The 21,901-nt window shown below is 51.3% G+C and carries 22 protein-coding genes; 17 read left to right on the top strand and 5 right to left on the bottom strand.

Translation table 11 applies throughout. From position 1 onward, the window contains the following. Positions 1-361 precede the first annotated feature (361 nt). The 15 genes from acpP (at position 362) to ACTQ1O_RS09165 (ending at position 13,803) form a co-directional block, all read left to right on the top strand. Positions 362-598 carry an acyl carrier protein gene (gene acpP, locus ACTQ1O_RS09235; protein WP_441099661.1) on the top strand — a complete coding sequence of 79 codons (237 nt, stop codon included), beginning with the start codon at positions 362-364 and terminating at the stop codon, positions 596-598. 95 nt (positions 599-693) lie between these two features. Further along, positions 694-1,266, top strand: a complete 573-nt coding sequence (locus ACTQ1O_RS09230; protein ID WP_441487030.1) for an acetyl-CoA carboxylase biotin carboxyl carrier protein — start codon at positions 694-696, stop codon at positions 1,264-1,266. A gap of 1 nt (position 1,267) precedes the next feature. Then, the gene (accC, locus tag ACTQ1O_RS09225; RefSeq protein ID WP_441487029.1) at positions 1,268-2,644 is read left to right on the top strand and encodes an acetyl-CoA carboxylase biotin carboxylase subunit; all 1,377 of its coding nucleotides are present in this window, start codon (positions 1,268-1,270) and stop codon (positions 2,642-2,644) included. A gap of 27 nt (positions 2,645-2,671) precedes the next feature. Then, complete coding sequence (locus ACTQ1O_RS09220) at positions 2,672-4,471, top strand: acetyl-CoA carboxylase carboxyltransferase subunit alpha (RefSeq protein ID WP_441487028.1); 1,800 nt, start codon at positions 2,672-2,674, stop codon at positions 4,469-4,471. 65 nt (positions 4,472-4,536) lie between these two features. Further along, on the top strand, positions 4,537-5,583 hold the full coding sequence (locus tag ACTQ1O_RS09215) for a beta-ketoacyl-ACP synthase III (RefSeq protein ID WP_441487027.1): 1,047 nt from the start codon (positions 4,537-4,539) through the stop codon (positions 5,581-5,583). A gap of 121 nt (positions 5,584-5,704) precedes the next feature. Further along, entirely contained in the window at positions 5,705-6,670 is a 966-nt protein-coding gene (locus ACTQ1O_RS09210) for a nitronate monooxygenase (RefSeq protein WP_441487026.1), read from the top strand. A gap of 266 nt (positions 6,671-6,936) precedes the next feature. Then, a complete protein-coding gene (locus ACTQ1O_RS09205; RefSeq protein WP_441487025.1) occupies positions 6,937-7,914 on the top strand; it encodes an ACP S-malonyltransferase in 978 nt (325 codons plus the stop codon). Between the two features lie 155 nt (positions 7,915-8,069). Continuing rightward, entirely contained in the window at positions 8,070-8,813 is a 744-nt protein-coding gene (fabG, locus tag ACTQ1O_RS09200; RefSeq protein WP_441487024.1) for a 3-oxoacyl-[acyl-carrier-protein] reductase, read from the top strand. 34 nt (positions 8,814-8,847) lie between these two features. After that, positions 8,848-8,997 (top strand): hypothetical protein, encoded by a 150-nt coding sequence (locus ACTQ1O_RS09195; protein ID WP_441487023.1) that lies wholly within the window; start codon positions 8,848-8,850, stop codon positions 8,995-8,997. Further along, entirely contained in the window at positions 8,994-10,226 is a 1,233-nt protein-coding gene (gene fabF / locus ACTQ1O_RS09190) for a beta-ketoacyl-ACP synthase II (protein WP_441487022.1), read from the top strand. Before ACTQ1O_RS09195 ends, fabF begins: the two co-directional genes overlap by 4 nt. Before the next feature lie 219 nt (positions 10,227-10,445). Further along, positions 10,446-10,883 (top strand): 3-hydroxyacyl-ACP dehydratase FabZ, encoded by a 438-nt coding sequence (fabZ, locus tag ACTQ1O_RS09185; protein WP_441487034.1) that lies wholly within the window; start codon positions 10,446-10,448, stop codon positions 10,881-10,883. Positions 10,884-11,122: 239 nt separating this feature from the next. After that, entirely contained in the window at positions 11,123-11,641 is a 519-nt protein-coding gene (locus ACTQ1O_RS09180) for a MarR family winged helix-turn-helix transcriptional regulator (RefSeq protein ID WP_441487021.1), read from the top strand. 499 nt (positions 11,642-12,140) lie between these two features. Further along, positions 12,141-13,028, top strand: a complete 888-nt coding sequence (locus ACTQ1O_RS09175; protein WP_441487020.1) for an AraC family transcriptional regulator — start codon at positions 12,141-12,143, stop codon at positions 13,026-13,028. Between the two features lie 125 nt (positions 13,029-13,153). After that, positions 13,154-13,591 (top strand): MarR family winged helix-turn-helix transcriptional regulator, encoded by a 438-nt coding sequence (locus tag ACTQ1O_RS09170; protein ID WP_441487019.1) that lies wholly within the window; start codon positions 13,154-13,156, stop codon positions 13,589-13,591. Between the two features lie 26 nt (positions 13,592-13,617). Next, positions 13,618-13,803 carry a 4Fe-4S binding protein gene (locus tag ACTQ1O_RS09165; protein WP_441099675.1) on the top strand — a complete coding sequence of 62 codons (186 nt, stop codon included), beginning with the start codon at positions 13,618-13,620 and terminating at the stop codon, positions 13,801-13,803. Between the two features lie 275 nt (positions 13,804-14,078). On the opposite strand, the gene glgD is transcribed toward ACTQ1O_RS09165, so the two are convergent. Together glgD and ACTQ1O_RS09155 are read right to left on the bottom strand one after the other, a co-directional pair. Continuing rightward, a complete protein-coding gene (gene glgD, locus ACTQ1O_RS09160; protein ID WP_441487018.1) occupies positions 14,079-15,194 on the bottom strand; it encodes a glucose-1-phosphate adenylyltransferase subunit GlgD in 1,116 nt (371 codons plus the stop codon). A 3-nt stretch (positions 15,195-15,197) separates the two neighbouring features. Then, the gene (locus ACTQ1O_RS09155; RefSeq protein WP_441487017.1) at positions 15,198-16,337 is read right to left on the bottom strand and encodes a glucose-1-phosphate adenylyltransferase; all 1,140 of its coding nucleotides are present in this window, start codon (positions 16,335-16,337) and stop codon (positions 15,198-15,200) included. A gap of 692 nt (positions 16,338-17,029) precedes the next feature. On the opposite strand from ACTQ1O_RS09155, the gene ACTQ1O_RS09150 reads away from it, so the two are divergent. Both ACTQ1O_RS09150 and ACTQ1O_RS09145 read left to right on the top strand, forming a co-directional pair. Beyond that, entirely contained in the window at positions 17,030-18,973 is a 1,944-nt protein-coding gene (locus ACTQ1O_RS09150; protein WP_441487016.1) for a glycoside hydrolase family 2 protein, read from the top strand. Positions 18,974-19,160: 187 nt separating this feature from the next. Then, complete coding sequence (locus ACTQ1O_RS09145; RefSeq protein WP_441487015.1) at positions 19,161-19,394, top strand: hypothetical protein; 234 nt, start codon at positions 19,161-19,163, stop codon at positions 19,392-19,394. Between the two features lie 124 nt (positions 19,395-19,518). Here the strand turns inward: ACTQ1O_RS09145 and ACTQ1O_RS09140 are convergent, their stop codons facing one another. Genes ACTQ1O_RS09140 through ACTQ1O_RS09130 form a run of 3 tightly spaced genes read right to left on the bottom strand, consistent with a single transcriptional unit; the run spans position 19,519 to position 21,628 of the window. Beyond that, positions 19,519-20,298, bottom strand: coding sequence for a DUF4097 family beta strand repeat-containing protein (locus tag ACTQ1O_RS09140; protein WP_441487014.1), 780 nt, complete (start codon positions 20,296-20,298; stop codon positions 19,519-19,521). Next, the gene (locus ACTQ1O_RS09135) at positions 20,295-21,296 is read right to left on the bottom strand and encodes a permease prefix domain 1-containing protein (RefSeq protein WP_441487013.1); all 1,002 of its coding nucleotides are present in this window, start codon (positions 21,294-21,296) and stop codon (positions 20,295-20,297) included. Before ACTQ1O_RS09135 ends, ACTQ1O_RS09140 begins: the two co-directional genes overlap by 4 nt. Beyond that, positions 21,293-21,628 carry a PadR family transcriptional regulator gene (locus ACTQ1O_RS09130; RefSeq protein ID WP_441487012.1) on the bottom strand — a complete coding sequence of 112 codons (336 nt, stop codon included), beginning with the start codon at positions 21,626-21,628 and terminating at the stop codon, positions 21,293-21,295. Before ACTQ1O_RS09130 ends, ACTQ1O_RS09135 begins: the two co-directional genes overlap by 4 nt. Positions 21,629-21,901 lie beyond the last annotated feature (273 nt).

The raw sequence follows: 21,901 nt of genomic DNA, 5'->3' as shown, positions 1-21,901 counted from the left end.
AAGAAACTTCCCGTAGCCATAAAGTGAAAGCCAGCGCCTTGAGACGCTGGCCTAGCAACACGGGCTTATAGCCCGGACCGAACCACCCGTTTCACGGGTGGCGGCGATTTACGCGAACAGTGAGCCGCAGCCGAATGCGAAGTATTCGTGTGCGGCGAGCGTCGCGATAGCGAGATAAAACTCGCGCAGCGTGTTATATCACGTTTTTGTCCCTTTATACTTAAAAATATTTAAATAAATAATTTGAAATATATTGACATCTGCATTGTGCAGCAGTATAGTAACCCTCGAAACAAAAACCTAAAATTATTTAACTAAATAATTAAAGGTAATTGACACTAGGACGATAAGGAGAATGAAAATGGATACATTTGAAAAGGTAAAAGAGATTATCATCGACACACTGAGCTTTGACGGTGACGAGATTCGCCCGGAATCGGATTTCTTCAAGGATCTGAAGGCAGATTCACTTGACGTTGTTGAGCTGATGATGGCCCTTGAAGAAAACTTCGGAATTTCGATTCCGGATGAGGAGCTCCCGAACCTGCATACGGTGGAGAGCGTTGTGAAATATATTGAGGATCACAAGGAAGACTGAGAGCGGACGGACAGGATACGGGGCGCGGACCGGGTTGGAAGAGACCGGCCGAAGTCGCATTCGTTCAGAAGTCCGGATGATTTTGGAGGGCAGGAATGAGTTATACAGTGGAAGAGCTTCAGATACTGATGGAGAGTTTTGGAAAATCGGGGCTGACCAGATTCCGATATTCGACACAGGAAGAAACTCTTGAATTCAGAAATGAGCCGGGGGCTGGCCATTCCTCTGCTGCGCCGGCCGGCAGGAAAGGAACGCCGGCAGTATATGCGGATACGGATACAAAGACCGGGACAGCGCCGGGACGGACGGCTTCTGAATCGGATACGGCATCGGCGGACTCCGCGGAAGTGGTTGGAAAAGGTTCCGGATCCGGGACAGGCAGTTCTGCCGGAGAAAAGGATGGAGGGGAAGGCGGGAGCCCGGAAGAGACGGTTGCCGTCAGAGCTCCGCTGGCGGGTATTTTTTACCGGGCATCCAAACCAGGTGAGAAGCCGTATGTCGAGGAAGGACAGAGCGTGAAGAAGGGGGATATCGTCGGACTGGTAGAGGCCATGAAGATGATGAATGAGATCCCTGCTCCGTGCGACGGCATCGTTCGGGAGATCAAGGCTAAGGACGCCGCCTTTACCGGATATGACGCTGTTCTGATGACGATCGGGGAGAATTGAGATGTTCAAGAAAGTACTGATTGCAAACCGGGGAGAAATCGCGATGCGGGTTCTGCGATGCTGTCAGGAAATGGGGATTGACACCGTGACTGCCTGTTCCTCGGAAGATAGGAATTCCCTTCCGGTACAGTTTTCGACAGAATCTGTCTGCATTGGTCCTGCGCAGGCGGCCGCAAGCTACCTGAATCAGGAGGCACTGATTGAGGCTGCCAAGGCATATCACTGTGATGCCATCCACCCGGGATATGGATTTTTATCTGAAAATGCGGATTTCGCGGAAAAATGTGAGAAGAACGGGATCACCTTCATCGGTCCTTCCTCTCGGATGATCCGGGAAATGGGAGATAAGCAGAGTGCCCGCGCGCTGATGAAAAAGCATGGAGTGCCTGTGGTTCCGGGTTCAGACGGGATTCTGAAAGACTGGAAGGAAGCGGCGGAGGTCGCGGCGAAGGTCGGGTATCCGGTGCTTGTCAAGGCTACGGCAGGAGGCGGAGGACGAGGAATGCGGACCGCCTTTGACGAGTCGGAAATCCGGAGCGCCTTTGAAAGCGCGGAGGCGGAAGCGAGAGCTGCCTTCGGAGACGGATCGCTGTATCTTGAGAAACTCATCCTGCATCCTCATCACATTGAGGTGCAGATTTTGGGTGATACAAAGGGTAATATCATTCAGCTTGGTGAGCGGGACTGTTCCATGCAGCGGAGGAATCAGAAGCTGATGGAGGAATGTCCGGCGAGGATCCTGAATTCCAGACAGAGGGAAGCAATTCACAAGGCCGCGCTCAAGGCCGCTCGTGCTGTTCACTACGTGAGCGCGGGAACGGTGGAGTTCGTTCTTGACAGAGAGAATCATTTCTATTTCATCGAAATGAATACGAGGATTCAGGTGGAGCATCCGGTGACAGAGGAGGTGACAGGCGTGGACCTGATCCGGGAACAGATCCGGATCGCCGCGGGCCTGTCCCTCGGGTACAAGCAGAGTGACATTCATTTGAACGGGCATGCCATTGAATGCAGGATCAATGCGGAAAATCCCGCGAGGAACTTCGCTCCGTGTCCCGGGGATGTACCTTTTGTTCATTTTCCTGGCGGCAACGGGGTACGCATCGAGAGCGCGATTTATTCCGGATGCACGGTAAGCCCGTACTATGATTCGATGATCGCGAAGGTGATTGTTCATGCGCCGGGAAGGCTTGAGGCGATCCGGAAGATGAGGGTTGCGCTTGAGGAAATGACGGTCGAGGGAATCGACACGAACATCGATTTTCTGTATCTGATCCTGTTTAATAATGATTTTCTGACCGGGAATGTCGATACGGGATTTCTGGAGAAAAATACGGATGCCATCATCCGCTGGGGTGAAGAAAGCCGGAAAGCATAGGATCCGATTTAGGAGAGCAGAGAAATCATGAGTAAGAGTATCTTGGGAACAGTATTGCTTGATGCCAGGGTCAACACGGCGGACGGTATTTTTTTCGGCAGAAGAAAAACTCTTCTGGGTTTCCGGAAGATGCGCGAAAAGAAGACTGCCCGCCGTCCGGTCGGTGAACACCTGACAGCCCTCTTTGACGGAGGAAAATTTTCAGAAGAGTTTGCGCCGGATCTGAAGACAGACGATCCGCTGAGTTTTCCCGGGTATGACAGGAAGCTTGAGGAGAACCGGAAAATCTCGGAGAAACAGCAGGGATGTGTCGCGGGAGTCGGAAGGATCAACGGAATTCCGGCAGTCGGAGCAGAGCTCAGCAGAAACTTCATGATGGGCAGCATGGGAAGCGCTGAGGGAGAAAAACTGACGATTGCGATTGAAGAAGCGGACAGGAGAAAACTTCCGCTGATTATTTTTTCTGCAAGTGGCGGAGCGAGAATGCAGGAGGGAATGATTTCCCTGATGCAGATGGCGAAGACGAGTGCCGCGGTGGAACGACTGCGGGAGCACGGAGGGCTGTATATATCGGTGCTGACGAATCCGACTACCGGAGGTGTGAGCGCGAGTTATGCGAGCCTGGGTGATATTACACTGGCAGAGCCGGGTGCGCTGATCGGGTTCGCCGGGCCGCGGGTGATCGAACAGACCATTGGCGAGAAGCTTCCAAAGGGATTTCAGCGGTCTGAGTTCCAACTGGAACATGGCTTCGTGGATAAAATTGTGCCGAAGCAGGATCAGAAGAAAGAAATCACCCTGATTCTGAAGCTTCACGGGTTCAAGCCGGAGAGAAACGGAGACGGAGAATCTGTACAGGAGCGGGAGGACGGGAACCGGAATGCCGGAACTTGCGAGGACACCGTACTCGCAGATACCGAAGCTTCGGAGAAGACTGCCGTGTCAGGGAAGCCGGAAGCTGCAGGCATGGGAGAGTCAGCGGATTCTGCGGAGACGGCATCTTTATATACGGAAGCCACACCGAAGATGGATGAGCCCGGTAAGCCCGGCGCATATGACCGGGTGCGGCTCGTGAGAGACAAGAACCGCCCGAAGATCACGGATTATATCGAGGGGATCTTTGAAGAATTTCTTGAGCTCTCCGGAGACCGGACCGGAAAAGAGGATCCTGCGATTCTCGGGGGTATCGGACTCCTGAATGGTAAACCGGTTACGGTGATCGGACACAGAAAAGGCAAAAATCTGGCCGAGAACATGAAATGCAACTTCGGAATGCCGGAGCCCCAGGGATACCGGAAAGCACTGCGCCTGATGAAGGAAGCTGAAAAGTTCGGACGTCCGGTCGTAACCTTTATCGATACGCCGGGGGCTTATCCCGGGAAAGAGGCGGAGGAAAACGGGCAGAGCGCGGCGATTGCCGAAAATCTTGCGGCTATGAGTGCGCTTAGAGTTCCGGTGATCAGCATTGTCACCGGGGAAGGAAACAGCGGAGGAGCCCTGGCAATCGGTGTCGGAGATGAGATATGGATGCTGGAGAATGCCGTGTATTCGGTGTTATCTCCGGAAGGATTTGCCAGTATTCTCTGGAAGGATGCCTCGAAATGCAGGGAAGCCGCGGAGGTTATGAGGATGACCGCGGAAGACCTTCTGAATCAGGGAATTGCCGATCGTGTGATTCCGGAGCCGGAAGGCGGTGCGCAGCGGGATCTTCCGGGAATGTGCCGGATTCTCCGGGAAAATCTGGAGACGGAGCTTGAAAAGCTGGAAGAAGAGGATCGCGATTCTCTTGTGGAGCAAAGATACCGGAAATACCGTGAAATCGGCTAGAGAAGCTGATATGGAACAGATGGCGGCATGCGGAAAAGAAAAAAGACAGGAAATCATACAGACATATGAATGGTATTGAAATCATTGGTCTGGGAAAGGCAGTGCCGGAAACCAGACTGACTAACGAGGATCTCAGGCAATATATGGATACTTCAGATGAGTGGATCCGCAGCAGAACCGGTATTGTGTCGCGGCATTTTTGCACAGGTGAGGAAAGCCTCACGGATCTGGCGACGGAGGCGTCCCGGAAGGCCATGGAGGACGCCGGCATCGCCCCGGAGGAAGTCGGACTTGTGATCTGTGCAACCTGCACCACGGATTACATGGTTCCGTCCGTAGCCTGTGCCGTACAGGAGAATATTGGAATTCCGGGCGGTGTTCCCGCATTTGACATTAATGCGGCGTGTTCGGGATTTGTGTATGGACTCCAGCTGATTTATTCGCTGATGAATGCGGAAGCCGCCTGCCGGTCAGAGCGGAAGTACGCGCTGATGATCGGAGGAGAACAGCTCTCCAAGATGCTGGATTTCTCGGAGAGATCCGTGAGTGTGCTGTTTGGCGACGGAGCGGCTGCGGCGATTGTGCGCGGCTCGTCTCAAAAAAGATTTTTCTGCCACACTGCAGCGGAGGGAGACCGCAGTGCTCTCTATGCGCATACCGTCGGAAGAAACCAGATCCCAGCCATGGAGTACAGGGGAAAAAGGATTGTATCCGAAAACCCGCTTCAGATTATGGAATCGTATGCGGCAGGAATCATGAAAGACGGCTATCTCAGGATGGATGGCAGGAAGGTATTCCGCTTTGCGGTGCGTGTACTTGCTGCCGAGATCGATCAGATGGCGGAACAGAGCAAAGTCCCTGCGGAAGAGATTGACTACATCGTCTGTCATCAGGCAAACAGCAGAATTATCGACTATGTTCGGAAACAGAAAAATCTTCCGGAGGAGAAGTTTTTTATGAATCTGCAGGAATATGGCAATACGTCCGGGGCCAGCATTCCCCTGGCATTGGCAGACATGAAAGACAGAGGAATGCTGAAGCCGGGAACCAGGATCTTCTGCATCGGATTTGGCGCAGGTCTTACCTGGGGAGGCTGCTATCTGGAATTCTGAAGAATCAATGTATAGTGAACCGGCGGGAAAAAGGTCAGAGGTCAGCCTGGCTGTGGCAGACCGCAGGTGAAAAAGTGGTTTTGTCAGCGGCAGGCATGTATACAGAAGAAAGGCACAGAACATGAAATTTCTGAATGAAATAACAGGAACAAAATATCCGTTTATTCAGGGCGGAATGGCAAATATTGCTACAGGGGAGTTTGCGGCGGCATGCTCGAATGCGGGCGCGCTCGGCATCATCGGCTCAGGTGGAATGAATGCTGAAAAACTGGAAGAAAATATTCACATCTGCCGTTCTCTGACGGATAAGCCTTTCGGAGTAAATCTGATGCTGATGAATCCGGACACCGATCAGATGGCGGATCTGGTCGCACGGGAGAAGATCCCCGTCATCACAACAGGTGCGGGAAACCCCGGAAAATACCTTTCCAGATGGAAGGAAAGCGGAAGCCTGATTTTTCCGGTATCTGCCAGTGTGCTTCTTGCGCTTCGTCTGGTACGGGACGGCGTTGACGGAATTATCGCAGAGGGAACGGAGAGCGGAGGCCATGTCGGTGAGATGACGACAATGACGCTTGTGCCCCAGATGCGGGACGCTCTTCCAGAGGATGTTCCGGTGATTGCAGCCGGAGGAATTGCGGACGGAAGACAGCTTGCGGCTGCTTTTGCTCTCGGTGCATGCGGAGCGCAGATGGGAACCTGCCTTCTGGTGAGCAGCGAATGTCCGATACATAAGAATTACAAGGAAGCAATCCTGAAGGCGGGGGACAATGCCACGGTTGTTACGGGGCGGACGGTGAATTCGCCGACCCGTATCCTGAAAAACAAGATGGCCCGGCAGTATATCCGCAGGGAAAAAGAGGGAGCTGAACAGATGGAGCTGGAAAAATTCACGCTCGGTTCTCTTCGAAAAGCGGTGTTTGATGGAAATACATCTGAGGGATCGCTGATGGCGGGTCAGGTCTGCGGACAGCTGAAGGAAATCCGTCCAGTCGCGGAAATCTTCGAGTCTATCATGCGCGGGGCACAGGAAACAGCACGGAGTCTTTCAAGGAATATCGCATCCGGGAGCGTGGATCATCAATAAGAGATATAAGAGAAATAAGAGATCAACAAGAGAGCAACGAGATAAAACACGCTGCGCGAGTTTTATCTCGCTATCGCGACGCTCGCCGCACACGAATACTTCGCATTCGGCTGCGGCTCACTGTTCGCGTAAATAAGAGAAATACGGGATCACTAAGAAGAATAAGAAATCAGCAAGCGATCACTAGGAAAAATAAGAAATCAGCAAGTGATCACTAAGAAGAATAAGAGATCAGCAGGAGTTCAATAAGAGAAAGGGAGTCAGTCATGAAAACAGCATTTTTGTATGCCGGTCAGGGAAGCCAGCATGCCGGTATGGGCAGGGATTTGTATGAGGCATATCCGGCATTTGCCGAAGAAGTGGACAAGGCGGACGCGGTGCTGAATTTTGATCTGAAGAGAATGATGTTTGAGGGGCCGGAGGAGGAGCTCTCGCGGACTGCTTACACCCAGCCATGTCTGGCTGCCTTTGCCGCGGGAATGACAGCGGTTCTTACCGAACGTGGAATCCGTCCGGATTATGTGGCAGGACTCAGCCTTGGCGAATACAGCGCGCTGCATGCGGCGGGCGTTTTTTCCACCAAGGAGCTGATCCGGATTACGGCATTCCGCGGGCAGGCGATGTCGAGAGCAGGAGAGGGACTGGATACAAAAATGTGCGCCATTCTGGGACTTCCTGCTGAAAAGACGGCGGAGATCGCGCAGAAAGCTGCAAAAGAGACCGGGAGTATTGTGGAAGTATCCAACTACAACGCAAAAGGACAGAATGTAATCTCCGGTTTTGCAGAAGCTGTGACCCGGGCGGAGGAGATTGCAAAGGAAGAGGGCGCGAGAAGATGCATGGAGCTGAAGGTCAGCTCTGCCTTTCATACATCGCTGATGGCTCCCGCTTCCCAGGAGCTTCATGAACTGTTCGGCAGGACAGCGTTCGGAAAAATGAGCATTCCGGTTCTTTTCAACACGCTGGGAGGCCCGTCGGACGCGAGAGGAAGACGGATCGATGATACCTCCCTGAACTTGTCTGCGTACACGGAGGCTGATGGAAAGACGATTGCTGCTCTGCTTGAGAAACAGGTGATGTCGAGTGTGAGGATGGCGCAGACGATCGAGTGGCTGAAGGATGCCGGCGTCGAGAAAATCATTGAGATCGGTCCCGGACATGTACTTGCCGGATTTGTCAGCCGGACGGTAAAAGGAATGGAAACCGTCTCACTTGATACGGCGGAGGATGTGGCGGCCCTGTGAGAGCGCGGCGGCATTGCATCGTTTACAAGGCGGTTTAACAGAGAAGAATGTTGCGTCTCTGTGAGAGCGCGAAGACTACTATGCAGAAGGTTGTCAACTACCAACAACCAAAAGGCAGTGGGTTTCCGCCTGCAGCAAACGAAAGGATTATATCTATGAATTCAGAAAATCAGACAGCAATAGTAACCGGAGGCAGCGGCGGAATCGGCAGAGCGGTCTGCAGAGCGCTTGCTGAAAAGGGAATTCATGTCGTGATCAATTATTCTCATAATGAGGCGGCAGCGAAGGAAACGGAAAGACTCTGCCGGGAATGCGGAGTTCAGACGCTTCTGGTGCAGGCGGATATATCCGACAGCGTGGATTGTGACCGGATGTTTCGGGAGGCGCAGAAGCTGACCGGAAGAATTGATATTCTGGTGAACAATGCCGGAATCACAAAGGACAGCCTGCTGCTGATGATGAAGGAGGAGGACTTCGACAGAGTCATTCACGTGAATCTGTATGGAGCCTTCTACTGTATGAAGAAGGCGTCGAGGATTATGCTGCGGCAGAAATACGGAAGGATTGTCAGTATATCGAGTATCGTGGGAATTCACGGGAATCCGGGACAGGTCAATTACGCGGCCAGCAAGGCGGGGATTATCGGGATGACAAAATCCCTGGCGAAGGAACTTGCCGGGCGGAATATAACGGTGAATGCCGTTGCTCCCGGAATGATCGATACGGAGATGACGGAAGCTCTTTCAGATGCCGCAAAGGAGGCCATGCTTGCGGGGATACCGATGGGACGCGCAGGAAAGGCGGAAGAGGTTGCCGCGGCGGTCGCATTTCTGGCATCGGAGGAAGCCTCCTATATCACTGGTCAGGTGCTCGGCGCAGACGGCGGAATGGGATGCTGAAGCAGGAACGGCGGAATATAAGATTCCGGCACAGATGGCAGAAGAAGAGGCCGGAGAGGTCAGCAGTACAAGATACCGGAGTGGACGGCAGAATATAAAGCTGCCGGCGCAGATGGCAGAAGAAGATACCGGAGTGGACGGCAGAATAGATTCTGAGAAATGGACAGATTGGAGAAACACATGAGACGAAGAGTAGTGATTACCGGGCTCGGAATTGTATGCCCGATCGGAAATGACAAGGAAGAGGTCTGGAGCAGTGTAAAGGCAGGCAGATGCGGGATCGGACCGATCACGCTCTATGATCCTGCAGAGCAGAAGGTGAAGCTTGCCGGCGAGGTAAAGGATCTCAGACTGGATGACTATGTGGATAAGCGGGAGGCACGGAAGATGGACCGCTACACGCAGTTCGCCATGGTGGCGGCGAAGCAGGCGATGACCGATTCCGGTCTTCTCGGGCTCGATGAGCCGAGAGACAGATGGGGCGTCATCATGTCGAGCGGCATCGGGGGCATCGGAACGATCGAGAACGAAAAGGTTCGCGGCATGGAGAAGGGCTATGACCGTGTATCGCCTTATTTCATACCGATGTCAATTGCAAATATGGCGGCCGGTCATATCGCAATCGAATACGGACTGCATGGTATGTGTACCTCTGTCGTAACCGCATGTGCCAGCGCGGCAAATGCGATCGGAGAATCCTTTCGCCATATCCGTGATGGATACGGCGATGTCATGGTAGCCGGAGGAGCCGAAGCGGCAATCACGCCTCTGTGCATGGGAGGCTTCACGTCCCTGAAGGCACTTACGACAGCTGTCGATCCGGCGCGCGCATCAATTCCGTTCGACGCAGAAAGAAGCGGATTCGTCATGGGCGAGGGAGCCGGTGCACTGATTCTCGAGGAATATGAGCATGCCAGAAAACGCGGAGCTCAGATCTACGCAGAGATTGCGGGCTATGGAGCAAATTGCGATGCCTATCACATTACGGCGCCGTCGCCGGAAGGGACCGGAGCAGAGCAATGTATGCGTCTGGCAATGGAGGATGCGGGTATCTCACCTGCAGAGGTAGATTATATCAATGCACACGGGACATCCACAAAGATGAATGATTCCTGCGAGTCAGCGGCGATCCGCCGGATCTTCGGCGACGATGTGAAACGTGTCCGGGTAAGCTCCACAAAATCCATGACCGGTCATCTTCTGGGCGCGAGCGCAGCGGTTGAAGCAGTGATCACAGTGGAAGCAGTTCAGAAGGATTTTGTTCCGCCTACTGTGAATTATAAAGTTCCGGATCCGGAATGCAGTCTGGATGTTGTTCCGGGAAATGGCTATCCGATGAAAATCGGCTATGCCCTTTCGAACTCCTTCGGATTCGGCGGACATAACGTCACCCTTGTATTTCGGAAAGCATAAGACGGCTCCGATGAAAGAAAAAACGGCTAAAACAAACCTTTGTTTGAATATGATGTCGCCGCATTCTCGTGACTTAAGTCATGTGAGGCTTCACTGAGAAAAATCATGGCATCGTGGATCGGAATGAAAAAAACCCGGTCATGGCATTATGCCATGGAAATGAGTGAAAATCAGATACAGACGCAGCTTTACTCAAGTGAGAGAAAAGAGCAGAAAACCATGCAGTTTAATTCAGATGAAATAAAAAAAATACTTCCCCATCGTTACCCATTTCTGCTGGTGGACCGGATCACCGCTTGTGAGCCAGGTAAGTATGCAGACGGCCGCAAATGCGTTTCGGTGAACGAGATGCAGTTCTGTGGACATTTTCCGGTACAGTCGGTGATGCCGGGTGTTCTGGTGCTTGAGGCTCTTGCGCAGACCGGTGCCGTTGCATTGCTGACGGAAGAAGAAAATAAAGGGAAACTTGTATTTTTCGGCGGTGTCAGACAGGCACGGTTCCGGAGACCGATCATACCCGGAGACGTCATTGAGATGCATTGCGAGATAATTGGAAGAAAAGGCCCCATAGGCTTTGGAAAAGCAGTCGCCACTGTAGACGGCAAGACTGCCGTGACGGCAGAACTCTCTTTTGCAATTACAGACCCGAAAGAATAAATCAGAACGCTGAACGCAGAATGATTTTCCATTTACGATGCAGAATCAATTTTCATTCACAACGCAGAGTGAAAGATCCGAAGGCGATATGGACAAATTGCGCAGATGTTTCGGATGTGCTACTATTATAAGGATTGCGGGAGTGCGGAGCACGAAGTGACGCTGGGACTTATACAGTGTATGGCACGATGTATCGTATGGGGGATTATTATTTTTTTCACAGTTCGGGGGAGGTATTTATGAGTTCTGCAGGAGATGAGCTAAAAGAAAAAGCAAGGAAGACGAAGGAGCTTTTCACAGAGGTGTATACAAACTTCAAGCTGCACTTTTACCGGGAGGTGTTCCGAAATTTTGACAACCGTGAGGCAACGCTCACCACGGTGGAAACCTTCTGCATGGAAGTAATCTATGCCATGAAGAATCCGACGATCAATGAATTCGCCAGTTTTATCCAGATCTCGTCGCCTAATGCCGCCTATAAGGTGAACAGTCTGATACGGAAGGGATATCTGCAGAAGATCAGGTCCAGGCAGGATCACAGGGAGTATTACCTTCAGGTCACGCAGAAGTACATCGATTACTATAATGTCAGCAGCTCGTATGTAGACAGAGTTCTGGACAAGGTTGAGGGCAAGATGAGCGAGAAAGAGATCGAGGATTTCTATCATACCCTGACAATTATCCAGGAGGAGCAGATGAAGGATGTACCGTTCTACAGCAGAGATCGGGAAGTAATGCCTGGAGATAATGCAGAATAAAACGGAACAGAAAAGACAGAATAGAAAAGACAGAGTAGAAAAGACAGAGCAGGAAGGACAGAGCAGCTAAAACAAGACAGATAAAACAGAATAACGAGATAAAACACGCTGCGCGAGTTTTATCTCGCTATCGCGACGCTCGCCGCACACGAATACTTCGCATTCGGCTGCGGCTCACTGTTCGCGTAAATAAAACGGAAGTCCTGTATAGTTGAAATTGAAAGGGGGATACTATACAGGACTTCCTTTGATGAAAGTGAAAGGATTTATATGAAAGCCATAGTAAATGGCTGTGGCTGGCCGGTTAGATGCAGTGCAGTGCCGGACATCTGATCATCCAACACACTCCTGCGAAGCATTGCGTCAGGGATTGTAATAACCCCGGATCACCGCTTACGAATAACCTTGTTTCATTTATGTTTGTAGAATACACCAGTATTTGTTATAATACATGCCAGGTACTTTAAAAAAAGAAGACATTTTTTGCGGAGGAGGATGTATGCTTCCATTATATACCGAGACTAAGAATAATTTGCAGATTGAGCTGAGGCAGTCCGTTCATGCTTCTCCACATCTTCACAAATCGCTGGAGTTTGTATATGTCATGAAGGGTACGCTGGAGCTCGGGGTAGGAGATATGCTGTACCACATGGAGGAAGGTGATCTGGGCATTGTCTTTCCGGAGCTGATTCATCATTATCAGGTATTCGACAGCTCTGAGTGCATGGCATATTATCTTCTTGCTTCGCCTTCCATGGCAGACGCTTTCGGGGCTGTCATGCAGCAGAAATCACCGGAATATCCGGTTATTGCAGCGGAGAATGTGCATCCGGATATCCGTTATGCGCTGGATACTCTGTACAAGCTGGACCAGGGAAGCTCTCTTTATTATAAATGGCGGCCGGAAGGCTCTCCGGAAAACAGGATCCGGGAGGTTCTCCAGCAGGCATATGTGAACGTGATCATGGCGAGATGTTTGCCATGTATTACACTGATTGACAAGTCCATGGTAGGCAGCGACGATATCATTTACCGGATGGTTTCGTATATTACCGGAAAGTTCAGGGAGCCGCTCACACTGACGCAGATGGCGCATGATCTCGGAATCAGTCCATATGCGCTGTCCAGAATTTTTTCCGGAACCTTCCATCGGAATTTCAATCAGTATCTGAATGAAGTCCGGCTGGAATATGCCGCCGAACTGCTTCACCGGACCGATGAGCCGATTACGGACATCTGTATGGATGTCGGGTTCGGCAGTCAGAGAACCTTTAATCGTGTATTTATGGAACATTTTCACACTTCTCCCCGTGAATTTCGCAGTCATCAGTGGGCGGCCGATGAGGCGCACGGCCGGGGCAAGGATGATGAAACGAGGAGAGCGTAACCGGAGGGGGAGACCAGCGGGAAACCAGCTGTGAACGGCCGGAAATGCAAGGTTGACAGAATTGTAATATCGGGTATAATCTAATTGCAAGCAATTAATTGCTGCGGCTGAAGGAGTTTTTGAGAATGAGTAAATATGATTGTATCCGGCTGGAAAATCAGCTTTGTTTTCCGTTATATGCAGCCTCGAAGGAGGTTGTGCGAAGATATAAACCGATCCTCGATGAGCTGGATCTTACATATACCCAGTACATTACCATGATGGTTCTCTGGGAGAAGAAGCAGACGAATGTCAAGGAGCTTGGCAAATGTCTGTTTCTGGATTCCGGGACATTGACGCCGCTTCTGAAGAAACTGGAGCAGAAGGGATATATCATCCGGCATCGCTCGACCCATGATGAGCGCAACCTTATGGTGCAGATTACGGAGCGCGGCGAAGATCTGCAGGAGAGGGCGGTTCAGGTTCCGAAAAAGATGGAAAAGTGTGTGAATCTTGAGCCGGATGAGGCAAAGGAACTGTATCGGCTGCTCTACAAGCTTCTTGGAGGAATTGAAGAGGATTGAGACGGGGCGGCTGACGGAGACGTATCATGGATGAGGAGAATGAATATTATATACAGAGCAGCTGCATGGCATGCGGGAAGTGCATCACCAGGTGTCCGCAACACTGTATTGATCTGAAGGGCAGTATGGCGGTGATCCGTCAGGAGGACTGCAGACACTGCGGAGAGTGCAGAGACATATGCCCGGTTGGAGCCGTGGCAGTGTTTGATTGAGCGGGCTGTAAGACCGGGCGGACCGAAGCCAGATTTGAATAGGATACCGCCGCATTCTCGTGACTTTAGTCGGGTGAGGCTTCACCGGGGAAATGAACAGAATAAAAAGAGGGCTTTCACGCGATGAAATTCGTGTGAAAGCCCTCTTTCTATGTCAGAGAGTGCTTGCCAGACCGAGGATATGCCCCATGCCGTGGGGCACGTTTTGCCGGCCGGACACAGCCGGCCCCATGTTTCAAGACGTTTGTCAGGCGCTGCGCGGCCTGCCTCTCATGTCAGAGGATGTCGTCGCGCTTAATGTATCCGGGCTTTTCAGGAGTTCCGATGATCTCCTTCGCGTGGATGATCTGCGCCCATTTGTCGACAACCTGATTCTCGATATGTACATCCTTGCCGATCCTGGAATATGCGAGGATGACGCAGTTCTTCACGACGGCACCGTCCTCGATGGTTACACCACGGCCGATCACGCTGTTTTCCACAAGGCCTTTGATGGAGCAGCCGTTGGAGACAAGGGAGTTTCTTACCTCAGCCTGCTCGTAATACTTTGTGGGTGCGGCATCACTGGTAACGGTGTAGATCGGCCAGTTATCGTGGAAGAGGCTGTTGGCATTGTCGACATCAATCAGATCGAGATTCGCCTCAAAATAGCTTTTGAAATCGGTAACGGTCGCGAAATATCCGCGGTGAGCGACACCTCTTACATCCAGATCATTTACCTCAGAGTTGATGTATTGCGACAGGGTGTAGATCGAGGAGAGCTTCTGGGCTTCCCGGATCAGAGAGATGAACAGATCCTTCTTCATCACGTAGGTGTCCATGAAGATGTTCTTCGCGTTGGCGGTTCCTGTGTTGCGCTCGATGGAAAGAACGCCCTTCTGCTTGTTGAGGTCTAGGGTGTCGCAGTGCAGATAGGATTCCTTCGCGTTATTCACATGGTGATACAGAAGAGTAATGTCTGCGCCGGAAGCAACGTGCTGCTCGAGGAGCTCATTGTAGTCCTGTGTATACACCATATAACTCGGCGCGATAATGACATACTCCTGTCCCTTCCTGGCAATGATGTTCATGTTCTCGGCAAATGCCGCAATATCTGTATTATATACATCATTGGCGGTGCTGTTGTCAGAGAACAGAAGCTGGAGCTGGCCCTTCTTGGAGTTAATGTTGAATGAGCCTTCATTGCCCAGATGCTCAGCCAGAGAACGCGGATTCTCTCTTACATAAACCTGAATATTATCGATGCCGCTGTTGCTCATATTGGAAATCGGAAAGTCGATGACACGGTATCTTCCGGCGAAGGAGAACGCGCCCATAGGCCGATAGTCCTGCATTCCCGCGACTTTGATATGATTGGCGGACGAAGTAATAATTCCAAATGCGGTTGCCATGATTTATTCCTCCCCCTTTACATTCTTTGCGACAAGCTCAATGCTTTCGCTGTTGGCGTCACCGACAACGGCGTTCGGGCCGATCTTGACATTGTTTGCTACGAGGGCGCGTGTGACAACAGCACCTTCTTCCACGACGGCGCCGGGCATCAGAACCGTATCTGTGACCTTCGCACCGGGCTTCACGACAGAACCGGTGAAGAGAACAGAACGCGTCACAGAACCATCAATCTTGCATCCCTGTGTGATGAAGGCGGTTTTGATCTGCGCGTTCGGTCCGATATACTGCGGGAGTGCGGAGGCATCCTCCGTGTAGATTTTCCATGCGGGATCCTCCAGGTTCAGACCGCTCTTGTCGTCCAGCAGATCCATATTCGCCTCCCAAAGAGAGTCGATGGTCCCAACATCCTTCCAGTAGCCCTTGAACTGGTACGCCCACAGGGACTTGCCGTCATTGAGAAGAGTGGGGATGATGTCCTTTCCGAAGTCGTGGCTGGAGTCCGGATTCTTCATGTCCGCAACCAGAAGCTTGCGGAGAAGCTTCCAGTTGAAAATGTAGATGCCCATCGATGCAAGATTGCTCTTGGGCGCCGCCGGCTTCTCTTCGAACTCCAAAATTTTGCCGTTTTCATCGGTATTCATGATACCGAAACGGCTGGCCTCCTTCATCGGTACGCCGATGACCGCAATGGTGGCGTCTGCGTTGTGCTCCTTGTGGAAGGCAAGCATGTTGTCGTAGTTCATCTTGTAGATGTGGTCGCCGGAGAGAATCAGAAGATATTCCGGATCATAGGAATCGATAAAATCGATGTTCTGGGAGATGGCGTCTGCTGTTCCGCGGTAGACATCGAGATCCGCATCGGCCTTCTCACGAGGCGGCAGTACGAATACGCCGCTTCCGTTGGAATCGAGACCCCAGCGGCGGCCCTGTGCCACATAGCTGTTCAGAAGCACAGACTCATACTGTGTCAGGACACCGACAACATTGATGCCGCTGTTGGCGCAGTTACTCAGAGGGAAATCAATAATGCGGTATTTCCCGCCATAAGAAACGGCAGGCTTGGCAACTTTGTTCGTCAGATCTTTCAGACGGCTTCCGCGTCCGCCGGCCAGGATCATGGCCAGCATATTATTTTGACTCATATAATGAACCCCGCTTTCTTTGGAAATTTCGTGAACATCCATCTCATATGCAGTGTACATCTGTGTTGGTAAGTCGGAAGGATGCTTTCATACAATTATACAATATTTACAGTGTGCGGTAAATGTTTTTGATACAAAATATTAATGTGTATGTGTATGAAAACTGTGTTAATTGTGCATAACAGATAATAAATAGAGAAATACGAATTAAAATCAGAGCATAACTTACAATTTTTCAAGAATGTATTGCTGCGAGGATGTGCACAATTCACAAATGTTAGTGCTTATTCAGGAAAGTTAACCACAATATTTCATTAACAGCAAGTTGTTCGTGCCTTTTATCTGAAAAAACAGACGCAGGTACAGGAAAGCCGGGGTTGGACATCCTTGAATTTGACGCGGCTTTTTTCATGCAGGTTTCGTGCAGGACGTTTCCCCGGGATTATGTCAGGCTTATTCCGAATTCCGGTGATGCTGACCCGGAGGGCTCTGCGCAAGGGGACCGGGGGATGCTCAGGTATCGGATCAACTGCATTCAGGTGATGGTAAACAGAGGGTGATTTTGGTATAATATACCGGCGTGTAAGCGTTTGCATTGATAAGCGTTTAGCATGTTTGTATTTACGTGCGATTATTTTATTGTCGATTAAAAATATATAAAAGAGATGTTAATAAGGGAGAAGAAGGGTAATATGAAGCAGTTATATACGCCATGGGGGATGGCGCTGAACAGGGATCATGTGCTGGAGGAGTATCCCAGGGAGCTTCTGAGGCGGAAGAGTTATATGAATCTGAACGGGTACTGGGATTATGCGATCACGAGGGGAGAGGAGAAGGTTGAGAAGTTTGTGAGCCGGATTCTGGTTCCTTTTTCGCCGGAGAGCGTACTTTCCGGCGTGTCCCGTCAGCTGATGCCGGATGAAACGCTGTGGTATCACAGATATCTGCCGGAGCTTTCGGGGCGAGACCCCCGACACAGGATCATTCTGCATTTCGGAGCGGTGGATCAGTGCTGCGAGGTGATGATAAACGGAAAGAGCGTCGCAAAGCATATGGGCGGATACCTGCCGTTCTGGCTGGATATCACAGACTATCTGAAGCCGGTTTTATCGGAAAAAAATCATCACACAGACGGCTGTTTTACGGAACGTCAGGAAACAGCAGGAGAAGAGTTTCGGGAAAGAAGGGGACGAGAAACTCAGGATGATGGTGTATTTCAGACAGAGAGCGACAGAGATCTGTACAGCAGCGGAAGCACCGAGGGAGACGGGGCGGATGAGCTGATCGTAAAGGTCAGGGATTTCAGTGATACCTCTTTTCACGCCCGCGGGAAGCAGAGACTGAGACGCGGGGGAATGTACTATACGGCGGTCAGCGGCATCTGGCAGACGGTATGGATGGAGGAAATTCCAGGTCAGCACATTGACAACATTGAAACAGTCCCGGATATCGAACACGGATATGTGAGCATTCTGGTGGAATCGGACAGTGACCTTCCGGTGCGGGTGAGAATCCGGCGGCCGATCATCGCGCAGGATGAGACCTGTGAGATTGAAGAGGATACGCTTCTTCAGGGAGTGATCGTCGCGGGCATGTCCAATCACTGGATGAATGTGAGAATCCCGAAGATGAATCTGTGGAGCTGCGAGGAACCCTGGCTGTATTTTTTTGATGTGACGATGGGTGAGGATCTGGTCTCCAGTTATTTCGCAATGCGGAGAATTTCACTGGAGAAGGATGAAAGGGGAATCCCCAGGATTTACCTGAACAACCGGGAAATTTTTCTTCGCGGCGTTCTGGACCAGGGGTACTGGCCTGACGGCATATATACAGCACCGTCAGACCGGGCTATGATCTTTGATCTGACAGAGATGCGAAGGTTCGGTTTTAACTGCGTCAGAAAACATGCGAAGATCGAGCCGGACCGGTGGTATTATCACTGTGATCGTCTCGGCCTTCTGGTCTGGCAGGACATCGTCAGTGGAGGAGAAGCATACAAGGACTGGTTCGTGACCGAAGGCGGCACGTTGCTTTCATGGATGAATGTGCGCGTCAGTGATCAGAAGGAAAAACTGCTCTCGCGGGAAAATGAAGCGGGCAGGCAGGAATTCCGGAGAGAGATTGTTATGACCGCGGAGATCCTGAAGGAGCATCCGTGCATTTTTGCCTGGACCATCTTCAATGAGGGATGGGGGCAGTTTGAGACAAAGGAGTGCACCGACCTCCTCAGGAGGACGGATCCGCACCATCTGATTGATTCTGCGAGCGGATGGTTTGACCAGGGGTGCGGAGATTTCCGAAGCGTGCACTATTACTACCTTACGTTTCATGTGAAGCCGGAGGCAGACAGAGCGTTTGTCCTGTCTGAATTTGGAGGACTTCCCTTCCGGATCCCGGATCACAGTGCGGGCGAGGGAGCCTACGGTTACGGAACCAGATATCAGGACCGGGAGGAGTATCTGAGGGCCTTCCACGCTCTGATTGATCGGATGGAATCCTGCCGCGGAGAAGGACTCTGCGCGTATGTATACACACAGTGGACTGATGTTGAAGATGAGGTAAACGGAATCTACACCTGGGACCGGAAGATCCGAAAGGCGGATACCCTGCTGGAGGCCGGGTACAGAGAAATCTGAAGATAATGGTTTAATTACGGCGAATCCGGGCGACGACTGAATGCTTTAATTGCGGTGAATCCGGGCGGCGACTGAATGGTTTAATTGTGGTGAATCCGGGCGATGATGGTATGCTTTCATTGCGGCGAATACGGGCAATGATTGTGATGTTTTTACCGGAATAAGAAAAAGAAAGAAGGTATGAAAAATGGCAATGAATCCGATGATGTTGATGAAACTGAGAGAGAGACTGCAGCTGTTTCAGAGCCAGCATCCGAAGTTCCAGATGTTCCTGAGTGCGGTGGGACAGCAGGCGATTGAGACGGGTACGATCATTGAGGTGAAGGTGACCCGTCCCGACGGGAAGGAAATGGTGACAAATCTGCGGCTGACAGAGGACGACGTGGAGAGCATCCGGATGGTTTCTGAAATGCAGAAGTGATGTTAATTACAGCCGGACAGATCATTGTGCGGAGAACATCCGGATGCCATTTTCAGACCGGCGATGGTACCATGAAATCCCTGTCTGAAAAGCTCCGGCTGAGCGGTGAGAAGAGAAGCGGGGTTCAGTCGTTCTCGATTTCGATATCTCCGTTGTCCGTCTGTGCATTCATTTTCTGAGAGCCGCTGCCGACGCTGATAGAACCTGCATCGTAGTCGCTGTCGCCGATCGAGGTTTCACCGGAATCGGTGTATGCGGATATGGTATAATTCCGTATATTGTCGGCCAGATTGACATCGATGTCACCATTCGCCGTCTCCAGAGTAGAGGTGGCGAAAGTGATTCCTTCCATATTAATATCGCCGTTTGAGGAAGACGCGGCAAGGCTTTTCCCTGTGCAGCGGTCGAGCTCCAGATCCCCGTTGCTGCTGTTGAGGGTCAGGGAATCGACGTTCAGTGTGCGTCCGGTGTCTATGGTGATGTCGCCGTTCCCGGATGAGAGAGAGATCTCCTTAAATTTGGAAAGATCCTTCGGAACGGTGAGAACCAGAGAAGCATCTGAGGAACGCGAATCCTTTGATTCCGGTTCTGTCGCGGTCAGAACGCCGTCTTTTACAGAAAGAGACGGGCATTCCTCTTTCACCCCGCGGTAGACCATGGAATATCCGCTTCCGTTCTGAAGCTCAATGTCCGCCTTGCTGAGATTAAGATCAATGCTGTCAAAGGCGTCGAGATTTCTGCGAATGGTGGTCTGGTTCGGCGGAACGTAGGTGAAGTAGAAGCTGTCCCCGGTCATGGTGAGAGACAGGTGGCCCGGACTTACATGCTTCCAGGTTCCGAAGCAGATGGCAGCCACCGTTGCGGCGGAAATCAGTGCAAGATAGATGCTGCGCTTTTTTTTCATTCGTGTGATTCTCCTTTCGTTCCGAAAATTGATTCCAGCAGATTGCGGATGACGGCAGCGATCGGCCAGATGATCCAGCTGATGGCCCAGGTGAAGGTCAGGAAGCTGATGATCAGATACAGGCAGGTGATGGTCGGCCAGTAGACAGACATGATCGCCCGCACGGCTGGATTTCTGAATTCGATTCTTCCGCTTTTGGCGGAGGAATATCCGGAAGCGGTGAAGGTGCCGCTCAGATCGAGAAGCCGGCTGCAGCTGCTGACTCTTGAACTGCTGACGGTGAGCAGAAGGACGGCAAGAGCAACCATGAACAGCAGGATGATGACGCCGGAGGCGGAAGCAATGGCTCTTTTGTCCAGAAGAGCCAGAAAGACAAGCGGGATGTAGCAGGTGCAGAACAGCAGCACGGCGATGGTCCGCTGAAGAATAATGCTGTCGTGGGTGCTGCGCCGGAGATCGTTAACCATTCCGGCTGTTGCGTAGTCTATGGTGCAGGGCTCGTTTTTCAGAAAGCTCCATGTGCCCATGCGAAGGCTGCTGTATACATGGAGTGTGACACAGGCGGCAATCGCACCGAGCAGGAAGAAGATTCCGGCGGCCATGAGAGCGAGGGAACCCGTTCCCGCTGAGGCTGTCAGAATGATACCGCAGGGGCTGATAATGGCAAAAAAGGTTGCAAGTCCATGCAGCAGGGCGTAATGGGAGCTGTCGTCGAGATAGCGTTCCGCGTCTTCAGCGGATACCTGGCGTGCCTTCTGCATCGCCTGATTCTGTTCATTCAGAATCTGGCTGATTCCCAACGCGTCTGCCAACTCTTCGAGATTGCCGAACTCTGAAATAACCTGGGCGACGGCTTCATTATCTGATTTCCCATCATTGATCAGTTCCGTATATTTGTCCTCCATCATCTGGCCGAGCTCGCACTTGGCACGGATGACTTCGGGAGTGTTCGGAAGATTTGCAAACATCGATTCGAGATAGTTGCGAATAGTATTCATGATTCATTCTCCCTTATAAAATGTTCGATCACATTCTTGGTAAGTTTCCATTCGTCACACTTTTCCCTGTAATATTTCCGACCGGTTTCTGTGATCCGGTAGTAGGTCCGGCGTTTTCCGTTGTCCGCGAAACCCGGATAGGATTCGATATAGTTGTTCTTCTCCATGCGGGTAAAGGCGGAATACAGGGTGGTTTCTTTGATAATGTAGGCATCTGCGGTTATCGTGCGGATTTTTCTGGAGATTTCGTAGCCGTATGATGGCTCGTCCAGAAGCAGACACAGGATGATCGTGTCGTTGTAGCCGCGGATGACATCACTGCTGATTCCCATCGGCACCTCCCTTCTGTCAGGAAAAATATCATGCATCCCGGGGATTGTTCGGAGGGGTGAAGATACATTGTCTGACGTATTACGACTGTCGTAGTATCTTTACAAGGTAAATGTACTACGACAGACGAAGTATGTCAAGATGAAAGATAAAACCAGCGAATCTTTTGCTCACGGTATATCCGGAAGTCTTGTCCTGCCGGTTTTTGCGCGGCGGTTTTGTGCGGATCAGAAGGGACGTGAAAAGGCGGAATGCGGATTCGGCAAAGAAAAGGA

Origin of the sequence: Bilifractor sp. LCP21S3_A7, assembly GCF_052118825.1 — a bacterium.
Taxonomy (GTDB): Bacteria; Bacillota; Clostridia; order Lachnospirales; family Lachnospiraceae; genus Bilifractor.
The sequence above is the reverse complement of the archived record's forward strand: the minus strand, read 5'-3'. Positions and strand labels throughout refer to the sequence as shown.